Genomic DNA, 23,168 nt, shown 5'->3' with positions numbered 1-23,168 from the left:
TGTGATCACTCACGACGACGAGCTGCACGACCGGAGGACGACGAGATGACGGTGACCCTGGCGGACGTGGCGGCCCGCGCCCAGGTCTCGCCCGCGACGGTGTCGCGCGTGCTGAACGGCAACTACCCCGTCGCCGCGGCCACCCGGGAGCGGGTCCTGAAGGCGGTCGACGAGCTGGACTACGTGCTCAACGGTCCCGCGAGCGCCCTCGCCGCCGCCACCTCCGACCTGGTCGGCATCCTGGTCAACGACATCGCCGACCCGTTCTTCGGGATCATGGCGAGCGCGATCCAGTCGGAGATCGGCGGTCCGGGCGGCCGGGCCGGCGGCGAACGGCTGGCGGTGGTCTGCAACACCGGCGGCTCGCCCGAGCGCGAACTCACCTATCTGACGCTGCTCCAGCGGCAGCGGGCCGCCGCGGTCGTGCTCACCGGCGGCGCCGTGGAGGACGCGCCGCACGCGGCGGCGGTCGCGGCGAAGCTGCGCCGGCTCGCGGAGGCCGGCACCCGGGTGGTGCTGTGCGGACGGCCGCCCGTGCCGGACACCGGAGCCGTCACGCTGGCCTTCGACAACCGCGGGAGCGCGCGGCGGCTGACCGCGCATCTGACCGGCCTGGGCCACCGGCGGCTCGGCTACATCGCGGGCCCGCGCGAGCGCACCACCACCCGCCACCGCCTGGAGGGCCACCGCGAGGCCCTGGCGGCGGCCGGCCTCGACGACGATCCCGCGCTCACCGTGCACGGCCGCTTCGACCGCCGCTCCGGCCACGAGGCCGCGCTGGAGCTGCTGCGCCGCGAGCCCTCGCTCACCGCGATCGTCGCCGCCAACGACTCCGTCGCCCTGGGCGCCTGCGCGGCCCTGCGCGAGTCCGGGCTGCGCGTCCCGCAGGACGTCTCCGTCGCGGGCTTCGACGACCTGCCCTTCAGCATGGACGCGGTGCCCTCCCTCACCACCGTCCGCCTGCCCCTCGCCGAGGCGGGCGCTCGCGCCGGCCGCATAGCCATGGCCCGCGAGGAGCCGCCACCGGGCGGGATCGCCACGGTGCACGGGGAACTGATGGTGCGGGGGTCGACGGGAGTGCCCCGGGAACAGCGGGGGTGACCTGCCGGGCCGCCCGGCACCCGCACCGTGCCGAGGTGGCTCGTGCCGGGGTGGCTCGTGCCGAGGTGGCTCCTCGTCGCGACGGTCACGGCCCGCGGGCGGTCCGGCGCACTCCTCGTGACAGCCCGGCAGCCCGTGCCCGGGTCCGGGTCCGGGTCCGGACTCGCCGGAGCCGGAACCGGGCACGGGGCGGGGCCTGTTGTGCGGGGCGGGCGGGTTACGGCCGCAGGACGATCGTGTTGATCGGGGTGAGGTCCGTCCACCTCAGGTAGCCGGCCTGGACGGGGACGTCGCATCCCGTGCCGTCGGCGCCCCTGCACAGGCTCGCGGTCCAGCCGTCGGTCTGGTTGTTGAACACCCAGTGGTAGTTGTACTTGTTGTGTATCTTGTGCACCCCCCGGGTCCAGAAGATGTCGGTCGGCTTGCCGTTCAGCCCGCTCAGACCCTCCGCGTAGACGCACATGGCCCCCACGGGGCAGTCCTCCGACGCCGCGGACGCCGACCCCGCTCCGGCACCCAGCAGTCCGGTCGCGAGCGTGATGGATGCGGCGCCTGCCGCGAGTACGCGCTTGAGGCGGTTCATCAAAGTCCCTCCGTATGGTTCGCTGAACCGTTCCGGCTCTGCTGCCGGTGGTTCGCCGGCCGGTGGTCAGCCGGCTCTTGATCGCGCGTCAGCCTAGTGCGGTGTCATGTACTCCACAGAGGAGAACACGCCCGGTTCCGTGCCCGGACCGATGAGTTCCGGCGCCGGTCCCGGTCTGTCTCGCGTACCGAACGGACAGCGAGCGGGAGGCATCCCATGCGTGTCGTCGTCACCGAGTTCATCAGCCTCGACGGGGTCGTGCAGGCGCCCGGAGGGCCGCAGGAGGACACCGACGGGGGGTTCGCGCACGGCGGATGGTCGCATCCGTTCTTCGATCCGGAGGTGCTGGGCGGGGCGTTCGCGGCCGGTCTCGACCGGGCGGAGGCGCTGCTGTACGGGCGCCGCACGTATCTCACGATGGCCGCGGCCTGGCCCGAGCGGGCCGGGGACCCCTTCGCCGACCGGCTCAACTCGCTGCCCAAGTACGTCGTGTCCGACACCCTCGACGACTCCGCGCTGACCTGGGAGAACACCGTACGCGTCCCGGGCGGCCAGGCGCTGGGGAAGGTGCGCGGGCTGCGGGCGTCCGGCGGTGACGGGGAGCTGGCGATGATGGGCAGCCCCACCCTGGTGCGGGCGCTCCTGGCCGCGGACCTGGTGGACGAACTGCGGCTCGCCGTGATGCCGGTGCTGCTGGGCGGCGGCAAGTCGGCCTTCCCCGTGGACGGGGTGCTGCGGACCTGGGAACTGGTGTCGTCGGCCACCGCCAGGACCGGCGCGCAGCTCAATGTGTTCCGGCCCGTGCGGCGGGCCGCCGGATCGCCCGCCTGACCGGCGGAACCGGTACGGGCGGCCGCGGTGGCGCGTAGGGTCCGGGCCATGAAGCTCGCGTTCTCCACTCTCGGTGTCCCCGGCCTGCCCGTTCCGGAGGTCCTCGCGCTCGCTGCCGCGCACGGCTACGACGGCGTCGAACTCCGCGCCCACCCCGAGGAACCGGTGCACCCCGGCCTCTCCCCGGCCCGGCGGGCGGAGACGGCCGCCCAGTTCGCGGCGGCCGGGGTGGAGGTGCTGGCCGTGGCCGGATACGCGCGGGTCGCCGCGCCCGGCGACGACGCTCCCGTACTGGAGGAGATCCGCGGGCTGCTGCGGCTGGCGCACGACCTGGGCGCGGGCGCGGTACGGGTCTTCCCGGGCGCCGGCACCGCGCTGCCGCCCGAGGAGTCCGACGCCGTCGCGGCCCGGCGGCTGGGTGCCGCCGCCGAGGACGCCGCCGCCCTCGGCGTCCGCATCCTGCTCGAGACCCACGACTCGCACCGCACCGGCGCCGACGCGATCCGCGTCCTCGGCCCGGTCGGGCACCGGCAGGTGGGCGCGCTGTGGGACGTGATGCACACCTGGCTCGGCGGTGAGCAGCCGTCGCAGACCTGCGCGGCGCTCGCCCCGCACCTCGGATACGTCCAGGTCAAGGACATCGCGTCGGCCGAGGACACCACCCCGCTGCCGCTGGGCGCGGGCGTGCTGCCGCTCGCCGGATGCGTGGCGGCGCTGGCCGGGGCCGGCTGGGACGGCTGGCTGTGCTGGGAGTACGAGAAGCGGTGGTACGAGGCGGCGGCGCCGCTGCCCGGACTGCTCGGGCCGGGACGGGAGTACCTGGACCGGCTGCTCAGCGCGTCGGCGTAGCGGGCGCGGGCCGGTCCCCTTCCTGGTCCCGGCTCCGGTCCCGGTCCGTGCGGGCCGTCCGTTCGACTGCCCGGCGCACCCGGGCCTCCAGTGCCGCGCGGCGCTCGGGCCATTCCTCGGCCGTGATCGAGAAGATCGCCGAGTCCCGCAGCCGCCCCTCCTCGCCGGGCACCGAGGAACGGGACCAGTTGCGCAGGACGCCCTCGAAGCGCGCGCCGACGCTCTCGATCGCGGCGCGGGAGCGGCTGTTGCGGGCGTCGGTCTTCAGGTCGACGCGGGCGGCCTCCCACACCTCGAAGGCGTGCCGGAAGAGCAGGTACTTGGCCTCGGCGTTGATGCCGGTGCCCTGCGCGGAGCGGGCGAGCCAGGTGAAGCCGACCTCGACGGCGTCGAGGCGGTCCTCGTCCCGCCAGCAGCGCGGCTCCCAGAAGGAGGTGGCGCCGACCGCGCGCCCGGTGGCCAGGGAGATCTGCGCGTAGGGCGCGAGGCGGCCGGTGGCCGCGCGGGCGAGCTGCCCGTCGATGTAGGCCGCGGCCTCCTCCGCCCGGGGCACCCAGGTGTACGCGTAGGTACCGCGGTCCTCCTCCGCCGCCACCGCGAGGTCGGCGGCGTGCCGCTGCTCCAGCGGCTCCAGGCGTACGAGGGTGCCCTCCAGGACCGGGCCGGTCAGGGTGATCGTCACGCCTGGAGTGTGGCGTACGGGTCCGGTGGCGTCGACCGTGTTTCAGCCGGTGGGCGCGTCGGGCGGCCCTTGCCCGGCCGCCGGTGCCCGATCGCCGCCGTGGCCCGGTCGCCGCCGTGGCCAGGCCGCTCCTGCCCGGCGGCCTTCGCCGGGGCGGGTCAGACCCGCCGCGAGGCGACAGGAACCGTGACCCCGTCCGGCGCGGGGGCATCCGCGGCCGTCCGTGCGGGAACGTCCGCCGGGGCGCCCCCGGCGCTCCCCGTACGCGCCTCCGCGCCGCCCCTCCTCCCCGGTGCGCGCGACGTCAGTGCCACGCCGCCCACCAGCAGGGCCGCCGCGCACCAGCGCAGGGGGGTGACGGACTCGCCCAGGAAGAGGGCCGCCGCCGACATGCCGAAGACCGGGACCAGCAGGGAGAACGGGGCGACGGTGGAGGCGGGGTGACGGCGCAGCAGCCAGCCCCAGGCGCCGAAGCCGAACACGGTGGTGACCCAGGCGACGTAGAGGACCGTGCCCGCGCCCTGCCAGTCCAGGCCGCGCAGGGCGGCGAGGTCCTGGGAGGGGCCCTCGGTCAGCAGGGAGAGGCCGAGCAGCGGCAGGACCGGGACGGTGCTCACCCAGACCATGAAGTTCAGGGAGTCCGGCGGGGCCGCCTTGCGGGTGAGGACGTTGGAGACGCCCCAGCAGGCCGCCGCGACGACGACCAGGACGAAGGCGCCCAGCGGTCCCGTGGTGCCCTCGTCCACGGCGGCGACGGCGATCCCGGCGAGCGCCACGCCCATGCCGGCCAGCCGCAGCCGGGTGGGGCGCTCGCCGAGGGCGGCGAAGGCGAACAGGGCCGTGAACACCGCCTGGATCTGGAGCACCAGGGAGGACAGCCCGGCGGGCATCCCGTGGTCCATGCCGACGAACAGCAGGCCGAACTTGGCGACGCCGAGCACCAGTCCCACGCCCACGATCCACTTCCAGGCCACCTTGGGCCGGCCCACCAGGAAGACGGCGGGCAGCGCCGCGGCCAGGAAGCGCAGGGCCGAGAACAGCAGCGGCGGGAAGTGGCCGAGGCCGACCTCGATGACGGTGAAGTTGACGCCCCAGACGGCGGCGACGAGGACGGCGAGGAGGACGTGGGGTGGTCGCATGCGTCGAGGATCACTCGCCCGGACCGTGTAGCACCAGCGATGATTGCTGCACTGTTGGATGCAGCAACGCTAACCGGTCGCAGCGTCGCCCCGCGGGGGCGGCGGCCGGCCGCGCCGTCCTGTGGGAGGAACCGTGCTCGATCTCCAGCGCCTGCGCGCCCTGCACGCCGTGTCCGTGCACGGGACGGTGGGGGCGGCGGCCACCGCGCTCGGCTACACCTCCTCGGCGGTGTCCCAGCAGATCGCCAAGCTGGAGCGGGAGACCAGGACCGTCCTCCTGGAGCGCGAGGGGCGCGGGGTGCGGCTCACCGACGAGGCGCACCAACTGGTCTCGGCCGCGCGGGAGTTGCTGGCCATCGTGGAGCGGGCGGAGACCGATCTCGAGGAGCGGCGCGGGGTGCCGTCCGGACGGCTGGCCATCGCGGCGTTCGCCTCGGCGGCGCGCGGGCTGCTGCCGGGCGTGCTCGCCGACCTGGCCCGGCGGCACCCCGCGCTGGACGCCCGGCTCAGCGAGGTCGACCCGCATCTGTCGGTGGATCTGGTCGCCAAGGGTGCCGTGGACCTGGCCGTGGCGCACGACTGGGACATCGCGCCGCTGCCCGCACCGGCCGGGGTGGAGCAGATGGCCGTCGGGGACGACGTGTGCGATCTGCTGGTGCCGGCCGGGCATCCGTTCGCGGGGCGGAGCGCGGTGCGGCGCGCGGAGCTGGGCGGTGAGCGGTGGATCTGCCAGCCGCCGGGCCGGGTCTGCCACGACTGGCTGCTGCGCACGCTGCGGGCCGCCGGGCACGAGCCGGACGTCGTCCACCAGGCCGACGAGAACCCGACGCTGGTCGCGCTGGTCGCCGCGGGCCTCGGGGTGGCGCTGATCCCCCGGCTGGGCCGGGGGCCGCTGCCCGAGGGGGTCGTGGAGGTGGCGCTCGATCCCGTGCCCGTACGGCATCTGTACGCGCTGTGGCGCGCGGGGGCGGCCCGGCGGCCGGCCATCGCGGAGACGGTGCGCACCCTGCGGGAGCACTGGCCGGCGGTGTCGGCGCACACGCCGCGGACCTCCTGAGCCCTCCGGCCGGGGCTGTGCGCCCCGCCCACCGGGCTCGCGTCCCCCGTCCTCCGGGCCCGGCCGCCCCACCGCCCGGGTCCGTGCGTTCCCTTGACTGGCAGAAACTTCCCGGATATTGGTGATCCCTCGGAAGTTTCCTTCAGTGGAACCCCTCCGGAAGGAGCGCACGTGCACGACACCACACGCCCCTCCTCCCCCTCCGACCTCTCCGACCTCTCCGACCTCTCCGGCACCTCCGGCCCCTCCCCCTCCAGACGCGCCGTCCTCGCCGCCACCGCCACACTCACCGCCGCCCTCGCCGTGGGCGCCACCGGCACCGCTCAGGCCGCCGCCCCGCACGACGACCGCCGGCTGCGCGCCCTCGTCGCGCGGATGAGCCTGGAGGAGAAGGTCGGCCAGCTCTTCGTGATGCGGGTCTACGGCCACTCCGCCACCGACCCCGACCAGGCCGACATCGACGCCAACCTCGGCGAGATCGGCGTCCGCACCGCCGCCGAGCTGATCGCGAAGTACCGCGTCGGCGGCATCATCTACTTCACCTGGGCCCACAACACCCGCGACCCGCGGCAGATCGCCGCCCTGTCCAACGGCATCCAGCGGGCCTCGCTCCAGCAGCCGCGCGGGCTGCCCGTCCTGGTCGCCACCGACCAGGAGCACGGCATCGTCTGCCGGGTCGGCAGACCCGCCACGCTCTTCCCCGGCGCCATGGCCGTCGGCGCCTCCGGCTCCACCGCCGACGCCCGCACGCTGGGCCGGCTCTCCGGCACCGAACTGCGCGCCATGGGCATCAACCAGGACTACTCGCCCGACGCCGACGTGAACGTCAACCCGGCCAACCCGGTCATCGGCGTACGGTCCTTCGGCGCCGACCCGGACGCCGTGGCACGGCTGGTGGCCGCCGAGGTGAAGGGCTATCAGGGCGCGCGGGTCGCGGCCACCGCCAAGCACTTCCCCGGGCACGGCGACACCGCCGTGGACAGCCACTACGGCTTCCCCGTCATCACGCACAGCCGGGAGGTGTGGGAGAAGCTGGACGCGGTGCCGTTCCGGGCCGCGATCCGGGCCGGGATCGACTCGGTGATGACGGCGCACATCCAGTTCCCGGCGCTCGACGACTCCGGCGACCCGGCCACGCTGTCGCAGCCGATCCTCACCGGCATCCTGCGCGGCGAACTGGGCTACGACGGGGTGGTGATCACCGACTCGCTCGGCATGGAGGGGGTGCGCACCAAGTACGGCGACGACCGGGTGCCGGTGCTCGCGCTGAAGGCGGGCGTGGACCAGCTGCTCAACCCGCCGGACCTGGACGTCGCCTGGCACGCGGTGCTGGACGCGGTGCGCGGCGGCGAGCTGACCGAGGCCCGGCTCGACGAATCGATCCTGCGCATCCTGCGGATGAAGGACCGCCTCGGCCTCTTCGACGGCCCGTACGTCTCCGAGCGCCAGGTGCCGTACCGGGTCGGCACCCGCGAGCATCTGGCGGCGGCCGACCGCATCGCCGAGCGGACGACGACACTGCTGGTCAACGAGGGCCGGCTGCTGCCGCTCTCGCGCCGCGGCCACCGCAGGATCCTCGTGGTGGGCGCCGACCCGGCCTCGCCGTCGGGCACCACGGGCCCGCCGACCGGGGTGCTCGCCGCCGCCCTCACCGAACTGGGCTTCACCGCCACCGCCCTGTCCACCGGCACCGCCCCGGCCCAGGCCGTCATCGACCGGGCGGTCGCGGCGGCGGCGCAGGCGGACGCGGTGGTGGTGGCGACGTACAACGTCACGGCGGGCAGTTCCCAGCGCACGCTGGTGGAGCGGCTGACCGCGACGGGCCGGCCGGTGGTCGCGCTGGCCGTGCGCAACCCCTATGACGTCGCCCAGCTCCCGTCCGTACCGGCGTTCCTGGCCGCGTACTCCTGGACGGACGTGGAGGTGCGCGCCGCGGCCCGGGTGATCGCCGGGCGGGTGCGGCCGCGCGGGAAGCTGCCGGTGCCGGTGCAGCGGGCGGACGACCCGGCGCGGGTGCTGTACCCCGTCGGGTACGGCCTGACGTACTGAAGGTACTGAACGTACTGATCAGCGGGCCGCGCGGCGGTGGGCCGCGCCCGGAGCCGGTGCTCCGGGCGCGGCCTGCCGCTCAGCGGCCGCCGTGCGACCGGATGCGGGTCACGGCCTCAGCGCGCGCTCGCGCTCCGTCTCCCGGGCGTCCAGCTTCGCGTCCGGGCGGGCCAGCGGGCGCGCCGCCGACGGGTCGTCCCGCACCGCGGCGGGGGCGACGCCCGCCCAGTCCAGGATCCTGGCCGTGGCCAGCGCCTGCTGGTCGGGGACCAGGCCCGCGACGTTGGCGCCGTGGTTCATGCCGGGCGCGGTGAACACATAGGAGTCACGCGCGCCGTGCCCGAGGCGGAACCGCTCCGAGCCCCACGGGTCGTTCTGCCCGTACACGAACAGCATGTGCCGGGCGTTGTGCCGCACCCAGCTGTCCACGTCGGGCATCACCCACGGCTGGAAGCGCATCGGGATGGAGCGCGGCACGAAGTTGCGCGGCGGCTGGTAGCCGTAGCGGATGAGCTTCTTCTCGATGTGCGGGAAGTGGATGGTGGGCGCGCCCATCTGGGTGCCCGCCTGGTAGTAGTACGGCGTGTAGGTCTCCAGGCCCTGGTCGGTGTAGGCGGAGAAGCCGGAGATGGTGTCGACCGAGTCCCAGATCTGCTGGTCGGTGGCGTGGCGGGCGTCGGCCGGGATCGTGTCGCAGTCCGACAGCAGGCTGTACTGCCAGAAGCCCCACACATAGTCGAGGACGACCGCCTCGTAGGCGCGGTCCAGGCTGCCGATGGTGGTGAAGGTGTTGTGGTGGTCGGCGGCGTACTGGGCGTACTTCTTCTCCAGCGGCTCACGGCGCACCAGGGCCTCGCGCTGGACGGCGCCGAGGCGGTCGCGGCACTCCTTGGTGCCGACCGTCTCGAAGAAGCGGTCGTAGGCGGAGTCCTCGTCGTTGACGACGTCGTTGGGTGCCACGTAGGCGACGACGCCGTCCATGTCGCGCGGGTAGAAGCGCTCGTAGTACGTCGCCGTCATCCCGCCCTTGGAGCCGCCGGTGGCGATCCAGCGGTGCGAGTAGACCTTCTTCAGCGCCGTGAAGAGGCGGTGCTGGTCGCTGGCGGCCTGCCAGATGTCGAGCTTGGACCAGTCGGCCGGGGCCGGGCGGGACGGGGTGAAGAAACGGTACTCCAGGGAGACCTGGTTGCCGTCGGTGATCCGGGTCGGCTCACTGCGGCTGGGGTTGGTGGAGACGTTGTAGCCGCTGGTGTAGAACACCGTCGGGCGGTCGACTCCCTTGTGCAGCAGGGTGAACCGCTGCTGGAAGGTGCCCTTGGACGGGTGCCGGTGGTCGACCGGCTGGGTGTAGTTCAGGACGAAGTAGCGATAGCCGGTGTAGGGCTTCTCCTCGATCAGGCTCATGCCCGGTATGGACAGCAGCCGGTCCTTGATGTCGGTGCCGGTGGCTCCCTGCTGGGCGGCGGTGGCCGCCCCGGCCGTGCTGACGGTGCCGACGAGCACCACCAGTGCCAGCAGCCATCTGAGCGCCTTGCGCATGCACACTCCCCTGTGAGACAGATGTGCGCCGGAAGCTATCGGAGCAACTCGGGTGCGCACCAGGGGAGTCGAAGAATTGATCGGCTCGCGGCGGGCGGGCCGCCGTCCCGGTCAGCGGCTCAGCACAGGATCCAGCCGCTGCTGACCGTCCGCTTCCCGACCGCGCCGGTGACCCGTACGCAGCGGTGCCCGGCGTGCACGGTGACCGGGCCCGCGTGCTGGGAGTAGCGGCCCCGGTCGGTGACCGGGCGGTTGCCGCGCGCCTGCACGCTCACCGACATCGCCTGCGGCCGCCCGGCGCGCGCGGGGACCGTGACCGCGCACACATAGCCGTTGCTCCGGTAGACGCGCACCGACCCGGCGGCGAACGACAGCGTCTTGACCTGGCGCCCCGAGCAGGCGGCGGAGGCCGCCTGGGCGGCGCCGGGCAGGGCGAGCGAGAGCAGCCCCGATCCGGTCAGCACGGCCAGGCCCAGCGCCAGCCGTCGGCGCAGCACAGCCCTGTCCACGGTCACCTCTCCCCTCACGTCCCCTCACAGCAGGCACATCGGCGTACGCGTGTACGGACGCCGTACGCACCTCGGACGGTTGCCCCGGCCGGTCACCGGGGGACGCCGACCGGCTCCTCCGGCTCGGCCGCGCCGGTGAAGGTGCGCCACAGCGCGGCGTAGTGGCCGTCGAGGGCCAGCAGCTCGTCGTGGGTGCCGTCCTCGGCGACCCGGCCGTGGTCCAGGACCACCACCCGGTCCGCGCGGGCGGCCGTGGTCAGCCGGTGGGCGACCACCAGCGTGGTGCGGCGGCCCGCGAGCCGGTCGGTGGCCTGGTTGACCTGCGCCTCGGTGGCCAGGTCGAGGGCGGCGGTCGCCTCGTCGAGCAGCAGGACGTCCGGGTCGACCAGTTCGGCGCGGGCCAGGGCGATCAGCTGGCGCTGGCCCGCGGAGAGATTGCGGCCGCGCTCGGCGACCTCGTGCAGATAGCCGCCCTCCAGGGTGGCGATCATCTCGTGCGCGCCGACCGCGCGGGCCGCCGCCTCCACCTCGGCGTCGGCGGCGCCGGGGCGGCCGTAGGCGATGGCGTCGCGGACGGTCCCCGGGAAGAGGTACGCCTCCTGCGGGACCACCCCGAGCCGGTGGCGGTACGCCGTCAGGTCCAGCTCGCGCAGGTCCGTGCCGTCCGCGGTGACCCGGCCGCCGGTCGGGTCGTAGAACCGGGCGACCAGCTTGACCAGGGTCGACTTGCCCGCGCCGGTCTCGCCGACGAAGGCGACGGTCTGCCCGGCGGGGATGCGCAGGTCGATGCCGGTGAGGGCCTGCTCCTCGGCCCCCTCGGCGCCGTAGGCGAAGCGCACGTCCTCGAAGGCGATGTCGCCGCGCAGCGCGGACACCTCGCGGGGCCGCTCGGCGGGCTTCGTGGACGCGGGCTCGCGCAGCAGCTCCTGGATGCGGCCCAGCGAGACGGTGGCCTGCTGGTAGCCGTCGAAGACCTGGGAGAGCTGCTGGACGGGGGCGAAGAACAGGTCGATGTAGAGCAGGTACGCCACCAGGGCGCCGGTGGTCAGCGTGGCCGCCTCGACCCGGCCCGCGCCCGCGATCAGCACGGAGGCCGCCGCGACCGAGGACAGGAACTGCACGAACGGGAAGTACACGGAGATCAGCCACTGGCCGCGTATCCGGGCCCGGCGGTAGCTGTCGCTGCGCTCGGCGAACCGCCGCCCGCCGTCGCGCTCGCGCCCGAACGCCTGCACGATCCGCAGCCCGGCCACCGACTCCTGGAGGTCGGCGTTGACCGCCGACACCCGCTCACGGGCCAGCTCGTACGCCTTCACGCTGGCCCGGCGGAAGAAGAACGTGGCGATGACGAGCGGGGGCAGGGTGGCGAAGACGACCAGCGCGAGCTGTACGTCGATCACCAGCAGCGCGACCATGATGCCGAAGAAGGTGACCACCGAGACGAACGCCGTGACCAGGCCGGTCTGGAGGAACGTCGACAGGGCGTCCACGTCCGTCGTCATCCGGGTCATGATCCGGCCGGTCAGCTCGCGCTCGTAGTAGGCGAGGCCGAGCCGCTGGAGCTGGGCGAAGATCTTCAGGCGCAGCGTGTACAGGACGCGTTCGCCGGTGCGGCCGGTCATCCGGGTCTCGCCGGTCTGCGCCGCCCACTGCACGAGCACGGCGAGCAGCCCGAGCAGCGCGGCCGCCCAGACGGCGCCGACGGCCGCCCTGGTGACGCCCTGGTCGATGCCGTGCCGGATCAGGACCGGCAGCAGCAGGCCCATCCCGGCGTCCAGGGCGACCAGGGCGAGGCTGGCCAGCAGGGGCAGCCCGAAGCCGCGCAGCAGATGGCGCAGGCCGTAGGAGTCCTCGGGGCGTACGGCGCGGGCCTCGTCGACGTCGGGGGTGTCGGTGGCCGGTGGCAGGGCCTCGACCTGGGCGAGCAGTCCGGGGGTGGCGGGCATGCCGGCGGTGGCGGCGTCGCGCGGTTCGCGCTCGCCCGTCCACAGCTTCGGGGTGATGCCCCGCTCGGCGTCGAACTCGGCGTCCAGCTCCGCGCGGACGGAGGCGTCCTCGGGGGGCGCGGCGGGCGGGGTGTGGCCCGGGGAGACGTCGCCGAGTCCGTCGGGGTCGGTGAGCAGCCGCCGGTAGAGCGCGGAGCGCTCCTGGAGCTCGTCGTGGGTGCCGAGGTCGGCGAGGCGGCCGCCGTCGAGGACGGCGATGCGGTCGGCCAGGGCCAGGGTGGAGCGGCGGTGCGCGATCAGCAGCGTGGTGCGGCCCGCCATGACCTGGGCGAGCGCCTCGTGGATCTCGTGCTCGACACGCGCGTCGACGGCGGAGGTGGCGTCGTCCAGGACGAGCAGCCGCGGGTCGGCCAGCAGGGCGCGGGCCAGGGCGACGCGCTGGCGCTGGCCGCCGGAGAGGGTCAGGCCCTGCTCGCCGACCTCGGTGGCGTAGCCCTCGGGCAGCTCGGTGATGAACCGGTCGGCCTGGGCGGCGCGCGCCGCGGCGGTGATCTCCTCGTCGGTGGCGTCGGGGCGGCCGTAGGCGATGTTGGCGCGGATGGTGTCGGAGAAGAGGAAGGAGTCCTCGGGGACCAGGCCGATGGCGGACCGCAGCGACCTGAGCGTCAGCTCGCGCACGTCGTGGCCGCCGATCAGGACGGCGCCGTGGGTGACGTCGTAGAAGCGCGGCAGCAGCAGGGAGAGGGTGGACTTGCCGGAGCCGGAGGAGCCGACGACGGCGAGGGTCTCGCCGGGCCGGATCGCGAAGGACAGGCCCTTCAGGACGGGACGGCCGTCGGTGTAGGAGAAGGACACGTCGTCGAACTCGACGGTCGCGGGCGCGTCCGCGGGCAGTTCCCGGGTGCCCTCGGTGAGCGTGGGCTCGGTGTCGATCAGCTCCAGGACGCGTTCGGTGCCGGCGCGGGCCTGCTGGCCGACGGTGAGGACCACGGCGAGCATCCGGACCGGGCCGACGAGCTGGGCGAGGTAGGTGGAGAAGGCGACGAAGGTGCCCAGCGTGATGTGCCCGTGCACGGCCAGCCAGCCGCCGAGCGCCAGCATCGCGACCTGGCCGAGCGCGGGGACCGACTGGAGGGCCGGGGTGAAGCGCGCGTTCAGCCGGATGGTGCGCAGCCGCCCGGCGAAGAGCCTGCGGCCGACCGCGCGCAGCTTGGCGGTCTCCTGCTCCTCCTGCCCGAAGCCCTTGACCACGCGGACCCCGCTGACCGCGCCGTCCACCACGCCCGCCACGGCGGCGGCCTGCGCCTGCGCGTACCAGGTGGCGGGGTGCAGTCGGCGGCGGCTGCGCGAGGCGATCCAGCCGAGCGCGGGGGCGACGGCGAGCGCGATCAGGGTCAGCGGCAGCGAGAGCCAGGCCATGATCGCCAGCGAGATCAGGAAGAGCAGGACGTTGCCGATGGTCATCGGCAGCATGAACAGCAGACCCTGGATGAGCTGGAGGTCGCTGGTGGCGCGGCCGATGACCTGCCCGGTGGACAGCTCGTCCTGGCGGCGGCCGTCGAGCCGGGTGATCGACTCGTACATCTCGGTCCGCAGGTCGTGCTGGACGTCGAGGGCGAGCCGGCCGCCGTAGTAGCGGCGGACGTAGGTGGCCGCGTAGACGAGGAGAGCGGCGCCGATCAGGGCGCCGGCCCAGGGAGCCATGGCGCGGCTGCGGTCACCGACGACATCGTCGATGATCACCTTGGTGATCAGCGGGACCAGTGCCAGGACGGCCATTCCGGCGAGGGAGGAGCCGAGCGCGAGGACCACGTCCCTGGGATGGCGCCACGCGTACGAGGCGAGCCTGCGCACCCACCCTCGTGTCTCCCCCGGCTGCGCTGCCACGTCGGTGCCTCCCTGACGGCCTGATCTTCCGGAAGGCACCAACACGGACGGCCGCGGATTTCATCCCCCCGCAACAATGCGCGTGCGGGCGGGGACGGTCCGCGAAGGGTCAGATCCGGACGCGGAGGTAGTAGAACCGCGTGGTCTGGGCCGCGTTCGCGTTGTCGTCGCTGACCAGCAGGACGCGCAGGCGGCCCCGGGTGTCGTGGCCGGCGACGGTCATCCCCTCGATGTTGTCGAGGAGCGGGTTGGGCTGGGGCTGGTGGGCGGTGGCGCCGAGCGAGGGGCAGGCGGCGAGGTCGGTGAGCAGGGTCTTGCCGATCAGCCGGACCCCGGACTGCCCGGTCAGGTGTTCGATGCCGCTGGTGTCGGTGGCGCGGCGCGGGTCGGCGAGGTAGAGGCGGACGGTGTTGCCCACGCCCGCGGTGAAGCCGCGCTCCAGGACGAGCAGCCGGCCGTCCGGCACGGCCTGCACCTCGGGGACGCCGAGGCTCGCGTCGTCGGTGCGGTAGGCGTACTGGGCGCCGAGCCGGAAGTGCCCGTCCCGGGTGCGCTGCCAGGTCTGGAAGCGCACCGTGCGGCTGTCGTCGCCGCTGAGCGCGTACTCCATGGACGCGAGCAGGGTCCGGCCGCCGGGCAGCAGGGTCAGGCCCTCGAAGGTCTGGTTGGCGGTGGCGCGGCCCGCGGGGGCGACGCGCAGCGCGCCGGGCACCGGCAGCCGGTCCAGGATGCGGCCGTCGCGGGAGTAGCGGCGTACGGACGGCTCGGTCTCGGAGGTGATCAGCCGGGTGCCGTCCCGGTCGACGACCAGGCCCTCGGAGTCGAGCGGCGCGCCCTGCTCGTCGGCGAGCGCGGTCACGCCGGTCGGCTTGAGCGTGCGGCGGTCCAGCGTGAACAGCTCGGAGCGGTCCGAGAGGGCGGCGAGGTCGCCGTGCCGGTCGCGGGCGAGGGCGGAGAAGTTGCCGGTGTAGGAGCCCCGGTAGGTCGTCTTGTCGAGCGCGTCGGAGAAGCGGTCGAGGGAGACGGACGGGGAGCAGACGTGGTCCCGGGCACGGCCCTGGGCGGGGTCCGGGGCGGTGGTGGCGGCGGCCGGTCCCGCGGTGAGGCAGGTGGCCGCCGCCAGGCCGGCGGTGACGGTCGCGAGTACGGTTCTCAGGCGCATGACCGTCACCGTAGGGGCCCCGGGTGACTCGGGGGAGACCGCCTCGTGAAGCGTCAGCCGGTCGGCGGCAGCGGGACGGTGGCCTCCCGGGGCCGGGTCGTCGGGTTGAACCCGGTCACCGGGCGGTGCGGCAGCGAGACGGTCCGGCCGAGGTCCTTGTGGACGGCACGGGCGATGTTCTGGATGGTGGCCACGCCGTAGTCCATGGTGCTGTTGTCCTGGGTGAGCACCGTGACGGTGTAGTCGTGGCCGGGGCCGTTGAAGGTACCGACGCTGTGCACCCGCCAGCCGTGCGTGGCCCGCTCCAGCCAGCCGTTCTTGACGTGCACGGCGACCGTGGAGGGCGCTCCGGCGGGGGTGCCCCAGCGCTGCGAGGCGACGACCTGGCCCATCAGTTTCAGCATGTAGGCGCGGGAGTTGTCGCTCAGCACCGAGTTCTTCGCGGTGACCAGGGCGAGCAGCTTCTGCTCGTCGCGGGCGGTGATCTGGGTCAGGCCCCAGTAGCCGTCCTCGCCCGGCACGGTCTGGGTCATGCCGGCGGCCGAGAGGAAGCCCCTGACCTTGGAGATGCCCAGCTGCTTCCACAGGCTGGTGGTGGAGTCGTTGTCCGACTGGGTGATCATCGCCTGGGCGAGGGACGCCTCGCGGTCGGTGAGCTGACGGTCCGTCTTCTTCGCGTCCCACAGCAGGGTCGCGAGGACGGTCACCTTGACCACGCTCGCCGAGTCGTAGGCGCTCGACTCGCGGAAGGTGCAGGTCGTGTCGGTGCTGCGGTCGCGCACACCGACGGCGATGGAGCCCTGGCGGCCCGCCATCGCGGCGGTGATGTCCTGCTGGAGCCTGGCGGCCAGCCCCGCCTTGCCGGACGTGCAGCTGACCTGCGCGGGGGCAGCCGCGGCCGGGGGCGCGGCGGCCACACAGGGGACGAGCACGCCGGCGCCCGCACCGATCGCGGCGAGCGTCCTGACGCGTCGGGATATCCAGTGAGTCATACCCAGTGGACGCACGGACGGAAGGGAATGGTTGTACGAGTGCGGTGATTTCCGCCGACGCTGCCCGAACGGCCCCCGCGCGTACGGTGGATGGGCGGCCACCCGGCGGGTAGGAAGGGCACGTGGCAGAACAGAGGCCGAACGACCACCACGTGTCCGGACGGCTCCTCGCGGCGCTGTGGACCCTGCGCCTGCTGGCCGGGCGGCCGGGCGAGCCGCCCGAACCGGACGAACTCCTGGTCAAGGAGATGCCCATGGACTTCCTCGGCGAGGAGCTGTCGTCCGTGATGGACCACCTCATGACGGCCCGCCGCCGCGGCGGCGGCCACTGGAAGGCCGCCGCCGAGACCTTCCGCGAACTCCCCGGCCCGCTGCTCCCCCGGCGGATCCCCGGCCACACCATGAGCCCCGGCGAACAGCGCGCCTTCGTCGACGGCTACGCCGAACAGCGCACGGCGTACGCGGAGAAGTACGGGCACCTCGTGGCGGGGTGAGCGGACGGCGGCCGCCCGGCGGCGCTCAGCCCAGGTGGGTCGGTGCGAACATGCGCAGGACGGCGGGGAGGACGACGACCGAGGGGCCGGGGGTGGCCAGGGCCTTCGCGAGGTCCTGTTCCAGGGTCTCCGGGCTCGTGCGCACGCCGGGGACGCCGAAGGACTCGGCGAGGGCCGCGAAGTCCGGGCCGTTGAGGTCGGTGGCGGTGGCCCGGCCGAAGGCGTCGGTCATGTACTCGCGCAGGATGCCGTAGCCGCCGTCGTCCACGATCAGCCAGGTGACGTCCAGGCCGTACTGGCGGGCGGTGGCCAGTTCGGCGACGGAGTACAGGGCGCCGCCGTCGCCGGAGACGGCGAGGACCGGGCGGGTCGGGTCGGCCACGGCCGCGCCGAGCGCGGCCGGGAAGCCGTAGCCGAGACCGCCGGCGCCCTGGGCGGAGTGCATGGTGTTGGGCGCCTCGGCGTCGAAGGCCGACCACGCCCAGTACGCCAGGATCGTCATGTCCCAGAAGGACGGCGAACCGGCGGGCAGGGCGCGGCGCACGGCGGCCAGGACGTCCTGCTCCAGGGTCAGTTCCTGGGCGGCGATCCGGCCCCGGACCTTGGCCAGCAGCTCCCGCACCCGGTCGGCGGCCGTGTCGTCGGGGCGCTCCTCGGCGGTCTCCAGGAGTGCCTGGAGGGCGAGGCGGGCGTCCGCGTGGATGCCGAGGGCCGGGTGGTTGGACTCCAGCTTGCCGAGGTCGGCCTCGATCTGGACGATCCGGCCGCGCGGGGCGAACGTGTGGTAGTTCGAGGAGAGTTCGCCGAGTCCCGAGCCGACGACCAGCAGGACATCGGCGTCCTCCAGGAAGTCGGTGGTGTGCCGGTCCTCCAGCCAGGACTGGAGGGAGAGCGGGTGGTTCCAGGGGAAGGCGCCCTTGCCGCCGAAGGTGGTGACCACCGGCGCGTTCAGCCGCTCGGCGAGCGCCCGCAGCTTCCTGGCGGCGTCGGCGCGGACCACACCGCCGCCCGCGATGATCGCCGGGCGCTCCGCCGTGGCCAGCAACCGGGCGGCGACGGCGGTCAGTTCGGGGCGGGGCACCAGCTCCTGCGGGGTGGCGTCCACCGCCGTGACCTGCGGCAGCACGGTCTCGGCCAGCAGCACGTCCTGCGGGATCTCCACCCAGACCGGGCCGTGCGGCGCGGTGAGTGCCGACTGCCAGGCCGCCGCGAGGGCGGACGGGATCTGGGAGGCGGTACGGACCGGGTGGACGGACTTCACCACGCCCCGGAACACGGCGGCCTGGTCGGGCAGTTCGTGCAGATGGCCGTGGCGCCCGCCGCCGAGCCCGGCGACGGGGACCTGGCTGCCGATGGCGAGGACCGGCGCCGAGGCCGCCGCCGCCTCCTGGAGCGCGGGCAGGCAGGTGAGGGCCCCTGGGCCGGTGGACACCAGCAGCGGGGCGGCCTCGCCGGTGATCCGGCCGTACGCGTCGGCCGCGAAGCCCGCGTTGCCCTCCGTGCGCAGACCGATGTAGCGCAGGTCCGAGCGGCGCAGCGCGTCGAACACGCCCAGGGCGTGCTGGCCGGGCAGGCCGAAGACGGTGGTCGCGCCCAGCCCGGCCAGGGTCTCCACGACCAGGTCCGCGCCGGTGCGGCCCGGGGGCGGACTGAGCGCCGCCTCCGTCTGGGCGGGCGTCGGGCGGAGCACCAGGTCGTGGTCGTGGGTCACTTGGCTGCCTTCTCCTCGGCGATCTGACGGGCCATGATCGTGGTCAGCTCGTAGGCGGTGTGGGAGGCCGCCACCGAGGTGATCTCGGCGTGATCGTAGGCCGGGGCGACCTCCACGACGTCGGCCGACACCAGACGGCAGGAGGCCAGACCGCGCAGGATCTCCAGGAGTTCGCGGGAGGTCATGCCGCCGGCCTCGGGCGTGCCGGTGCCGGGCGCGTGGGCCGGGTCCAGGCAGTCGATGTCGATGGAGATGTACAGCGGCCGGTCGCCGATGCGCTCTCGCAGCTGGTCGGCGATCTCGTCGGCGCCGCGCCGGTAGACGTCCGCCGAGGTGACGATGCCGAAGCCCATCTTCTCGTCGTCGGTCAGGTCCTGCTTGCCGTAGAGCGGGCCGCGGGTGCCGACGTGGGAGAGGGCGGAGGTGTCGAGGATGCCCTCCTCCACGGCCCGGCGGAAGGGGGTGCCGTGCGTGTACTCGGCGCCGAAGTAGGTGTCCCAGGTGTCCAGGTGGGCGTCGAAGTGCAGCAGGGCGACCGGGCCGTGCTTCTTGGCGACCGAACGCAGCAGTGGCAGCGCGATGGTGTGGTCGCCGCCGAGGGTCATCAGGCGGGCGCCGGTGCCGAGCAGGTCGTCGGCGGCGGCCTCGACGGTCTCCACGGCCTCGTTGATGTGGAACGGGTTGACGGCGATGTCCCCGCCGTCGGCGACCTGGGCGAGGGCGAACGGAGAGGCGTCCTGCGCCGGGTTGTAGGGGCGCAGCAGCCGGGACGCCTCGCGGATGGCGTTGCCGCCGAAGCGGGCGCCGGGCCGGTAGGAGACACCGGAGTCGAACGGCACGCCCACCACCGCGACGTCGGCGGTGCCCACCTCGTCGAGGCGGGGCAGCCGGGCGAAGGTGGCCGGACCGGCGTAGCGCGGGATCCGGGAGGAGTCGACCGGGCCGCGGGGCGTCTCGTTGCTGATCATGATGAAAAGCCTTCTTTCCTGCGCTTCGTCGCGCATGTACTGCTTCAGGCGACTCTACTGGTGTGCCGGGCGGGTCCGGACGCGCGTTCGGGCCACGTCGGGCGGGGACTCCGGGTCCCCGGGCCGTCCCGGAGGCCGCCAGGACGGCCCGGGGCGCACCGACCGACACTAGGCGGCCGGGAAGCGGCTGCGAAGTGTACGTTTCCTCCATCCGAGCCGCCCTGGAAGGAGGAAACGCACACCATGCCGGACACCCCCGCACCGCAGCCCCCGCCCGCGTCTCCGGGCCCACCGGTCCCACCGGTCCCGCCGACCCCGCCCGTCCCGCTGTCCGCGCTGCTGGCCCGCGAGGACCTGGCCCTGCGCCTGCTCGCCGGGCCGAGCGGCCCCGGTGTCGTGATCCACGGGGCGCACACCACGGAGATGGCCGACCCCTACCCGTACCTGCTGGGCGGCGAGCTGCTGCTGACCGCGGGCGTGCATGTCCCCGGGCCCGCCGAGGGGGGCGTGCCCGCCGGGTACTTCGACGCCTACGTCGGCCGGATCGTGGCGGCGGGCGGGGCGGCCCTCGGCTTCGGTGTGGCCCCGGTGCACGACACCGTGCCTGCCGCCCTGGCCGCCGCCTGCGCCGGGCGCGGGCTGCCGCTGGTCGAGGTGCCCCCGCGGACCACCTTCGCGGCGGTCGCCCGCGCCGTGTGGCAGCTGATGGCCGAGGCGCGGCTGGCCGAGCTGCGCCGGGTCACCGGGGCGCAGCAGGGTCTGGCCGCCGCCGCCTCGCGGCCCGACCCGGTGCCGTCGGTGCTGCGTCGGCTGGCCCGGGAACTGGACGGCCCGGCCGTGCTCTACGGGCCGGACGGCGCCCCGGTCGCGCGGGCCGGGCGGGAACCGGCGGCCGGGGTGCCGGACGCGCTGGCGGCGCTGGCCGCCCGGGTGCGGCCCGGGGAGCGGGCGGGTGCGCGGGCGCCCAGCTCGGCCACCGACACCGGCACCGTCGCCGGGACCCGGCTGGCCGCCTACGCGCTGGGCGCGGGCCAGGGTTTCGTCCTGGCCGTCGCCACCGCGCGGCACGAGCCCGGCGACCACACCATCGCCTCGGTGGCCGCGGTCCTGCTGTCCCTGCTCACCGGCGAGCACCACGGCGGCAGCGGCGCCGAGCGGTCCGCCGCGCTGGTGCGGCTGCTGCTGGGCGCACCGGCCGAGGAGGTGGCGCCGCTGCTCGGCGCGGGCCCCTGGACCGTGGTGCACGCCCGTCCCGAGAACCGGCCGGACCGGCCGGACCGGCCTGCCGACCGGATCGCCGCCTCGGCGCTGGGCGCCGCCCTGGGCTCGCCCCTGGTGGACCTGGCGGACGACGGATCGGGGGTCGTACGGGTGCTGCTGCCCGCCGGCCGGGCACCGGCCGAGCAGCCCGGCTGGACGCTCGGGCTCAGCGCGCCCGCCGCGCCCGCGCAGTGGCCCGCCGCCGACACCCAGGCGGCCCGCGCCCTGGCCCGCGCCCGCGCCACCCGCACCGCCCTGGTCCGGCACGCGGACCGGCCCGCGCTGGACGACCTGGTGCCGCCCGCTGAGGCCGCCGCCCACGCGCGTGCCGTGCTCGCCCCGCTGGCCGGGCACCCGGCGCTCGCCGAGACGCTGCGCGCCTGGCTGTCGCTGCACGGCGGCTGGGACCGCACGGCGGTGGCGCTGGCCGTGCACCGCAACACCGTGCGGCAGCGGATCGCCCGGTGCGCGGCCCTGCTCGACGCCGACCTGGACGATCCCGACGTCCGGATGGAGCTGTGGTTCGCGCTCGGGCGCCGGGAGTGACCCGCGTCCCAGCCTCTCGCGTACGGCGCTCGCGCGCCGCCCGCTGCCCCACAATGGGAGCCATGCCGATACCCGGGACACCCAGCCGCGCCGAACTCGTCGACCACCTCGTCAGGACCCGTATCGCGGGGGACGTCGCCACGCCCCGCGAGAACAACCTGTCGCACTACCGCAAACTGGCCAACGGCGACCGGAACTACTGGCTCGGTCTGGAACTCGGCGACCGCTGGACCGATGAGCAGGACGTGCTCGCGGTGATGGCCGAGCGGGTCGGGGTCGTCGACGACCCGGAGCACCGCCAGGGCCAGGACACCATCGATCCCGAGCTGACCGTGGACGGCCTGGAGCGGCTGGCCGGGCGGCTGCGCAAGGCCGCCGACGGCGGGCAGCGGGTGCTGCTGGCCACCGGCCACCCCGGCGGGCTGCTGGACGTGCACCGCGCCACGGCCGCCGCGCTGCGGGCCGCCGGCTGCGAGGTCGTCGTCATCCCCGAGGGCCTTCAGACCGACGAGGGCTACGTCATGCAGTTCGCGGACGTGGCGATGCTGGAGCACGGCGCCACGCTGTGGCACACCCACTCCGGTGAGCCGATGCGGGCGATCCTGACCGGTCTGGAGCGCGCGGGCCGGCCGCTGCCCGACCTGGTCGTCGCCGACCACGGCTGGGCGGGCTGCGCCGGACAGCTGGGCGTGGACTCCTGCGGCTACGCCGACTGCAACGACCCGGCGCTCTTCCTCGCCGAGGCCGAGGGCACCGTCCAGGTGACCGTGCCGCTCGACGACCATGTGGTCAGCCCGCGCCACTACGACCCGATGACGGCGTATCTGCTGGAGCAGGCGGGCCTGGCCTGAGCGCCGCCGCACCTCAGGGCGGCGGGGCGGACCCGTGCGGGCCGCGCCGGGCGCGGCCCGGCGTCGGGTCCAGATAGACCCGGCCGACCAGGGGCAGCGCCGCGCGCAGCCGCTGCTCGGCCTGCTCGCACGTCCATTCGATCCGGGCGGCGCTCGCCCCGTCCCGGAGGTCGACCTTCGCCGCCACCAGCGCCTCCCGGGGCCCCTGCACCAGCGTGACCAGCTCCAGTACGTCCTCGATGTCGTCCAGGGCCAGCAGCTCGCGCCGGATCAGCTCCCGGGCGCCGGGCGGCAGCGGGCGGCCGATCAGCAGCTCCGCGTTGGACCGGCCCAGCACCCAGGCCACGTACAGCAGCAGCGCGCCGATGCACAGCGAGGCGAGGCCGTCCCAGACGCCCGAGCCGGTGAGCTGGCCGCCGAGCAGGCCGCCCGCGGCGAGCAGCAGGCCGACCAGGGCGGCGGAGTCCTCCATGACGACGGCCTTGACGGCGGTGTCGGCGGTGCGCCGGAACCAGCGGCGGAAGGGCACCGCGAGCCGGGCGGCCTCGCCGCGCGCCTGGCGCAGGCCCGTGCGCAGCGAGAAGCCCTCCAGCAGGAAGGCCACGGCGAGCACCAGGTAGGCCACCAGCGGATCGCCCGGCTGCTCACCCGCGACCAGGGTGTGCACGCCGTCGTAGAGGGAGAAGACCGCGCCGCCGACGAAGGTGGCGACGGCGGCCAGCAGCGCCCAGATGTAGCGCTCGGGGCCGTAGCCGAGGGGGTGCTCCTCGTCGGCGGGGCGCTCGCTGCGCTTGAGCGCGGTCAGCAGCAGGACCTCGGTGACGGTGTCGGCCACCGAGTGCGCGGCCTCGGACAGCATCGCGCTGGACCCGCTGAGCACTCCGGCGACCGCCTTGGCCAGCGCGATGCCGAGGTTGGCGAGGGCGGCGACGATCACCGTGGTGGTGCTCTCGCCGCCGCCGCGCCGTGCCTGCGGGCCGTCCCGGTCGTCCTGGTCGGTCTGCGCCATGCC

The 23,168-nt window shown here is 74.6% G+C and carries 19 protein-coding genes; 8 read left to right on the top strand and 11 right to left on the bottom strand.

Annotated elements, in window-relative coordinates; genetic code table 11:
• Positions 1–45 precede the first annotated feature (45 nt).
• The gene (locus B086_RS0107095; RefSeq protein WP_018565709.1) at positions 46–1,101 is read left to right on the top strand and encodes a LacI family DNA-binding transcriptional regulator; all 1,056 of its coding nucleotides are present in this window, start codon (positions 46–48) and stop codon (positions 1,099–1,101) included.
• Positions 1,102–1,318: 217 nt separating this feature from the next.
• Here the strand turns inward: B086_RS0107095 and B086_RS0107090 are convergent, their stop codons facing one another.
• Complete coding sequence (locus tag B086_RS0107090; RefSeq protein WP_018565708.1) at positions 1,319–1,684, bottom strand: hypothetical protein; 366 nt, start codon at positions 1,682–1,684, stop codon at positions 1,319–1,321.
• 216 nt (positions 1,685–1,900) lie between these two features.
• On the opposite strand from B086_RS0107090, the gene B086_RS0107085 reads away from it, so the two are divergent.
• Both B086_RS0107085 and B086_RS0107080 read left to right on the top strand, forming a co-directional pair.
• The gene (locus tag B086_RS0107085) at positions 1,901–2,515 is read left to right on the top strand and encodes a dihydrofolate reductase family protein (protein WP_018565707.1); all 615 of its coding nucleotides are present in this window, start codon (positions 1,901–1,903) and stop codon (positions 2,513–2,515) included.
• A 48-nt stretch (positions 2,516–2,563) separates the two neighbouring features.
• Positions 2,564–3,364, top strand: coding sequence for a sugar phosphate isomerase/epimerase family protein (locus B086_RS0107080; protein ID WP_018565706.1), 801 nt, complete (start codon positions 2,564–2,566; stop codon positions 3,362–3,364).
• Here B086_RS0107080 and B086_RS0107075 read toward each other — a convergent pair.
• Together B086_RS0107075 and B086_RS0107070 are read right to left on the bottom strand one after the other, a co-directional pair.
• Complete coding sequence (locus B086_RS0107075) at positions 3,348–4,046, bottom strand: GNAT family N-acetyltransferase (protein WP_018565705.1); 699 nt, start codon at positions 4,044–4,046, stop codon at positions 3,348–3,350. The two genes, B086_RS0107080 and B086_RS0107075, sit on opposite strands and share 17 nt — an antisense overlap.
• A 158-nt stretch (positions 4,047–4,204) precedes the next feature.
• Positions 4,205–5,185 (bottom strand): EamA family transporter, encoded by a 981-nt coding sequence (locus B086_RS0107070; protein WP_018565704.1) that lies wholly within the window; start codon positions 5,183–5,185, stop codon positions 4,205–4,207.
• A 133-nt stretch (positions 5,186–5,318) separates the two neighbouring features.
• Here B086_RS0107070 and B086_RS0107065 point away from each other — a divergent pair, with 133 nt between their 5' ends.
• Positions 5,319–6,242, top strand: a complete 924-nt coding sequence (locus tag B086_RS0107065) for a LysR family transcriptional regulator (protein ID WP_018565703.1) — start codon at positions 5,319–5,321, stop codon at positions 6,240–6,242.
• A gap of 171 nt (positions 6,243–6,413) precedes the next feature.
• Complete coding sequence (locus B086_RS0107060; RefSeq protein ID WP_018565702.1) at positions 6,414–8,291, top strand: glycoside hydrolase family 3 protein; 1,878 nt, start codon at positions 6,414–6,416, stop codon at positions 8,289–8,291.
• A gap of 108 nt (positions 8,292–8,399) precedes the next feature.
• Here B086_RS0107060 and B086_RS0107055 read toward each other — a convergent pair whose 3' ends face one another.
• From B086_RS0107055 to B086_RS0107035, 5 genes are all read right to left on the bottom strand, one after another.
• Positions 8,400–9,830 carry a S28 family serine protease gene (locus B086_RS0107055; RefSeq protein WP_018565701.1) on the bottom strand — a complete coding sequence of 477 codons (1,431 nt, stop codon included), beginning with the start codon at positions 9,828–9,830 and terminating at the stop codon, positions 8,400–8,402.
• 119 nt (positions 9,831–9,949) lie between these two features.
• On the bottom strand, positions 9,950–10,339 hold the full coding sequence (locus B086_RS0107050; protein ID WP_026252185.1) for a hypothetical protein: 390 nt from the start codon (positions 10,337–10,339) through the stop codon (positions 9,950–9,952).
• A gap of 92 nt (positions 10,340–10,431) precedes the next feature.
• Positions 10,432–14,172 carry an ABC transporter ATP-binding protein gene (locus B086_RS0107045; RefSeq protein WP_026252184.1) on the bottom strand — a complete coding sequence of 1,247 codons (3,741 nt, stop codon included), beginning with the start codon at positions 14,170–14,172 and terminating at the stop codon, positions 10,432–10,434.
• Between the two features lie 109 nt (positions 14,173–14,281).
• Positions 14,282–15,334 (bottom strand): esterase-like activity of phytase family protein, encoded by a 1,053-nt coding sequence (locus B086_RS0107040; RefSeq protein WP_018565698.1) that lies wholly within the window; start codon positions 15,332–15,334, stop codon positions 14,282–14,284.
• Positions 15,335–15,387: 53 nt separating this feature from the next.
• The gene (locus B086_RS0107035) at positions 15,388–16,326 is read right to left on the bottom strand and encodes a serine hydrolase (RefSeq protein ID WP_026252183.1); all 939 of its coding nucleotides are present in this window, start codon (positions 16,324–16,326) and stop codon (positions 15,388–15,390) included.
• A gap of 122 nt (positions 16,327–16,448) precedes the next feature.
• On the opposite strand from B086_RS0107035, the gene B086_RS0107030 reads away from it, so the two are divergent.
• Complete coding sequence (locus B086_RS0107030; RefSeq protein ID WP_026252182.1) at positions 16,449–16,820, top strand: hypothetical protein; 372 nt, start codon at positions 16,449–16,451, stop codon at positions 16,818–16,820.
• Positions 16,821–16,845: 25 nt separating this feature from the next.
• Here B086_RS0107030 and B086_RS0107025 read toward each other — a convergent pair whose 3' ends face one another.
• Together B086_RS0107025 and speB are read right to left on the bottom strand one after the other, a co-directional pair.
• The gene (locus tag B086_RS0107025; RefSeq protein WP_018565695.1) at positions 16,846–18,531 is read right to left on the bottom strand and encodes a thiamine pyrophosphate-binding protein; all 1,686 of its coding nucleotides are present in this window, start codon (positions 18,529–18,531) and stop codon (positions 16,846–16,848) included.
• Complete coding sequence (speB, locus tag B086_RS0107020) at positions 18,528–19,499, bottom strand: agmatinase (RefSeq protein ID WP_018565694.1); 972 nt, start codon at positions 19,497–19,499, stop codon at positions 18,528–18,530. Before speB ends, B086_RS0107025 begins: the two co-directional genes overlap by 4 nt.
• 243 nt (positions 19,500–19,742) lie before the next feature.
• Here speB and B086_RS0107015 point away from each other — a divergent pair, with 243 nt between their 5' ends.
• Positions 19,743–21,305, top strand: coding sequence for a PucR family transcriptional regulator (locus tag B086_RS0107015; RefSeq protein ID WP_018565693.1), 1,563 nt, complete (start codon positions 19,743–19,745; stop codon positions 21,303–21,305).
• Between the two features lie 62 nt (positions 21,306–21,367).
• Positions 21,368–22,156 (top strand): phosphatase, encoded by a 789-nt coding sequence (locus B086_RS0107010; protein WP_018565692.1) that lies wholly within the window; start codon positions 21,368–21,370, stop codon positions 22,154–22,156.
• A 13-nt stretch (positions 22,157–22,169) separates the two neighbouring features.
• Here B086_RS0107010 and B086_RS0107005 read toward each other — a convergent pair whose 3' ends face one another.
• Positions 22,170–23,165 (bottom strand): cation diffusion facilitator family transporter, encoded by a 996-nt coding sequence (locus B086_RS0107005; RefSeq protein WP_018565691.1) that lies wholly within the window; start codon positions 23,163–23,165, stop codon positions 22,170–22,172.
• Between the last annotated feature and the right edge of the window lie 3 nt (positions 23,166–23,168).

This window comes from Streptomyces sp. PsTaAH-124, assembly GCF_000373685.1.
Lineage (GTDB): Bacteria > Actinomycetota > Actinomycetes > Streptomycetales > Streptomycetaceae > Streptomyces > Streptomyces andamanensis.
Note: the sequence above shows the minus strand (reverse complement) of the source record. Positions and strands in the feature narration are given on the sequence as shown.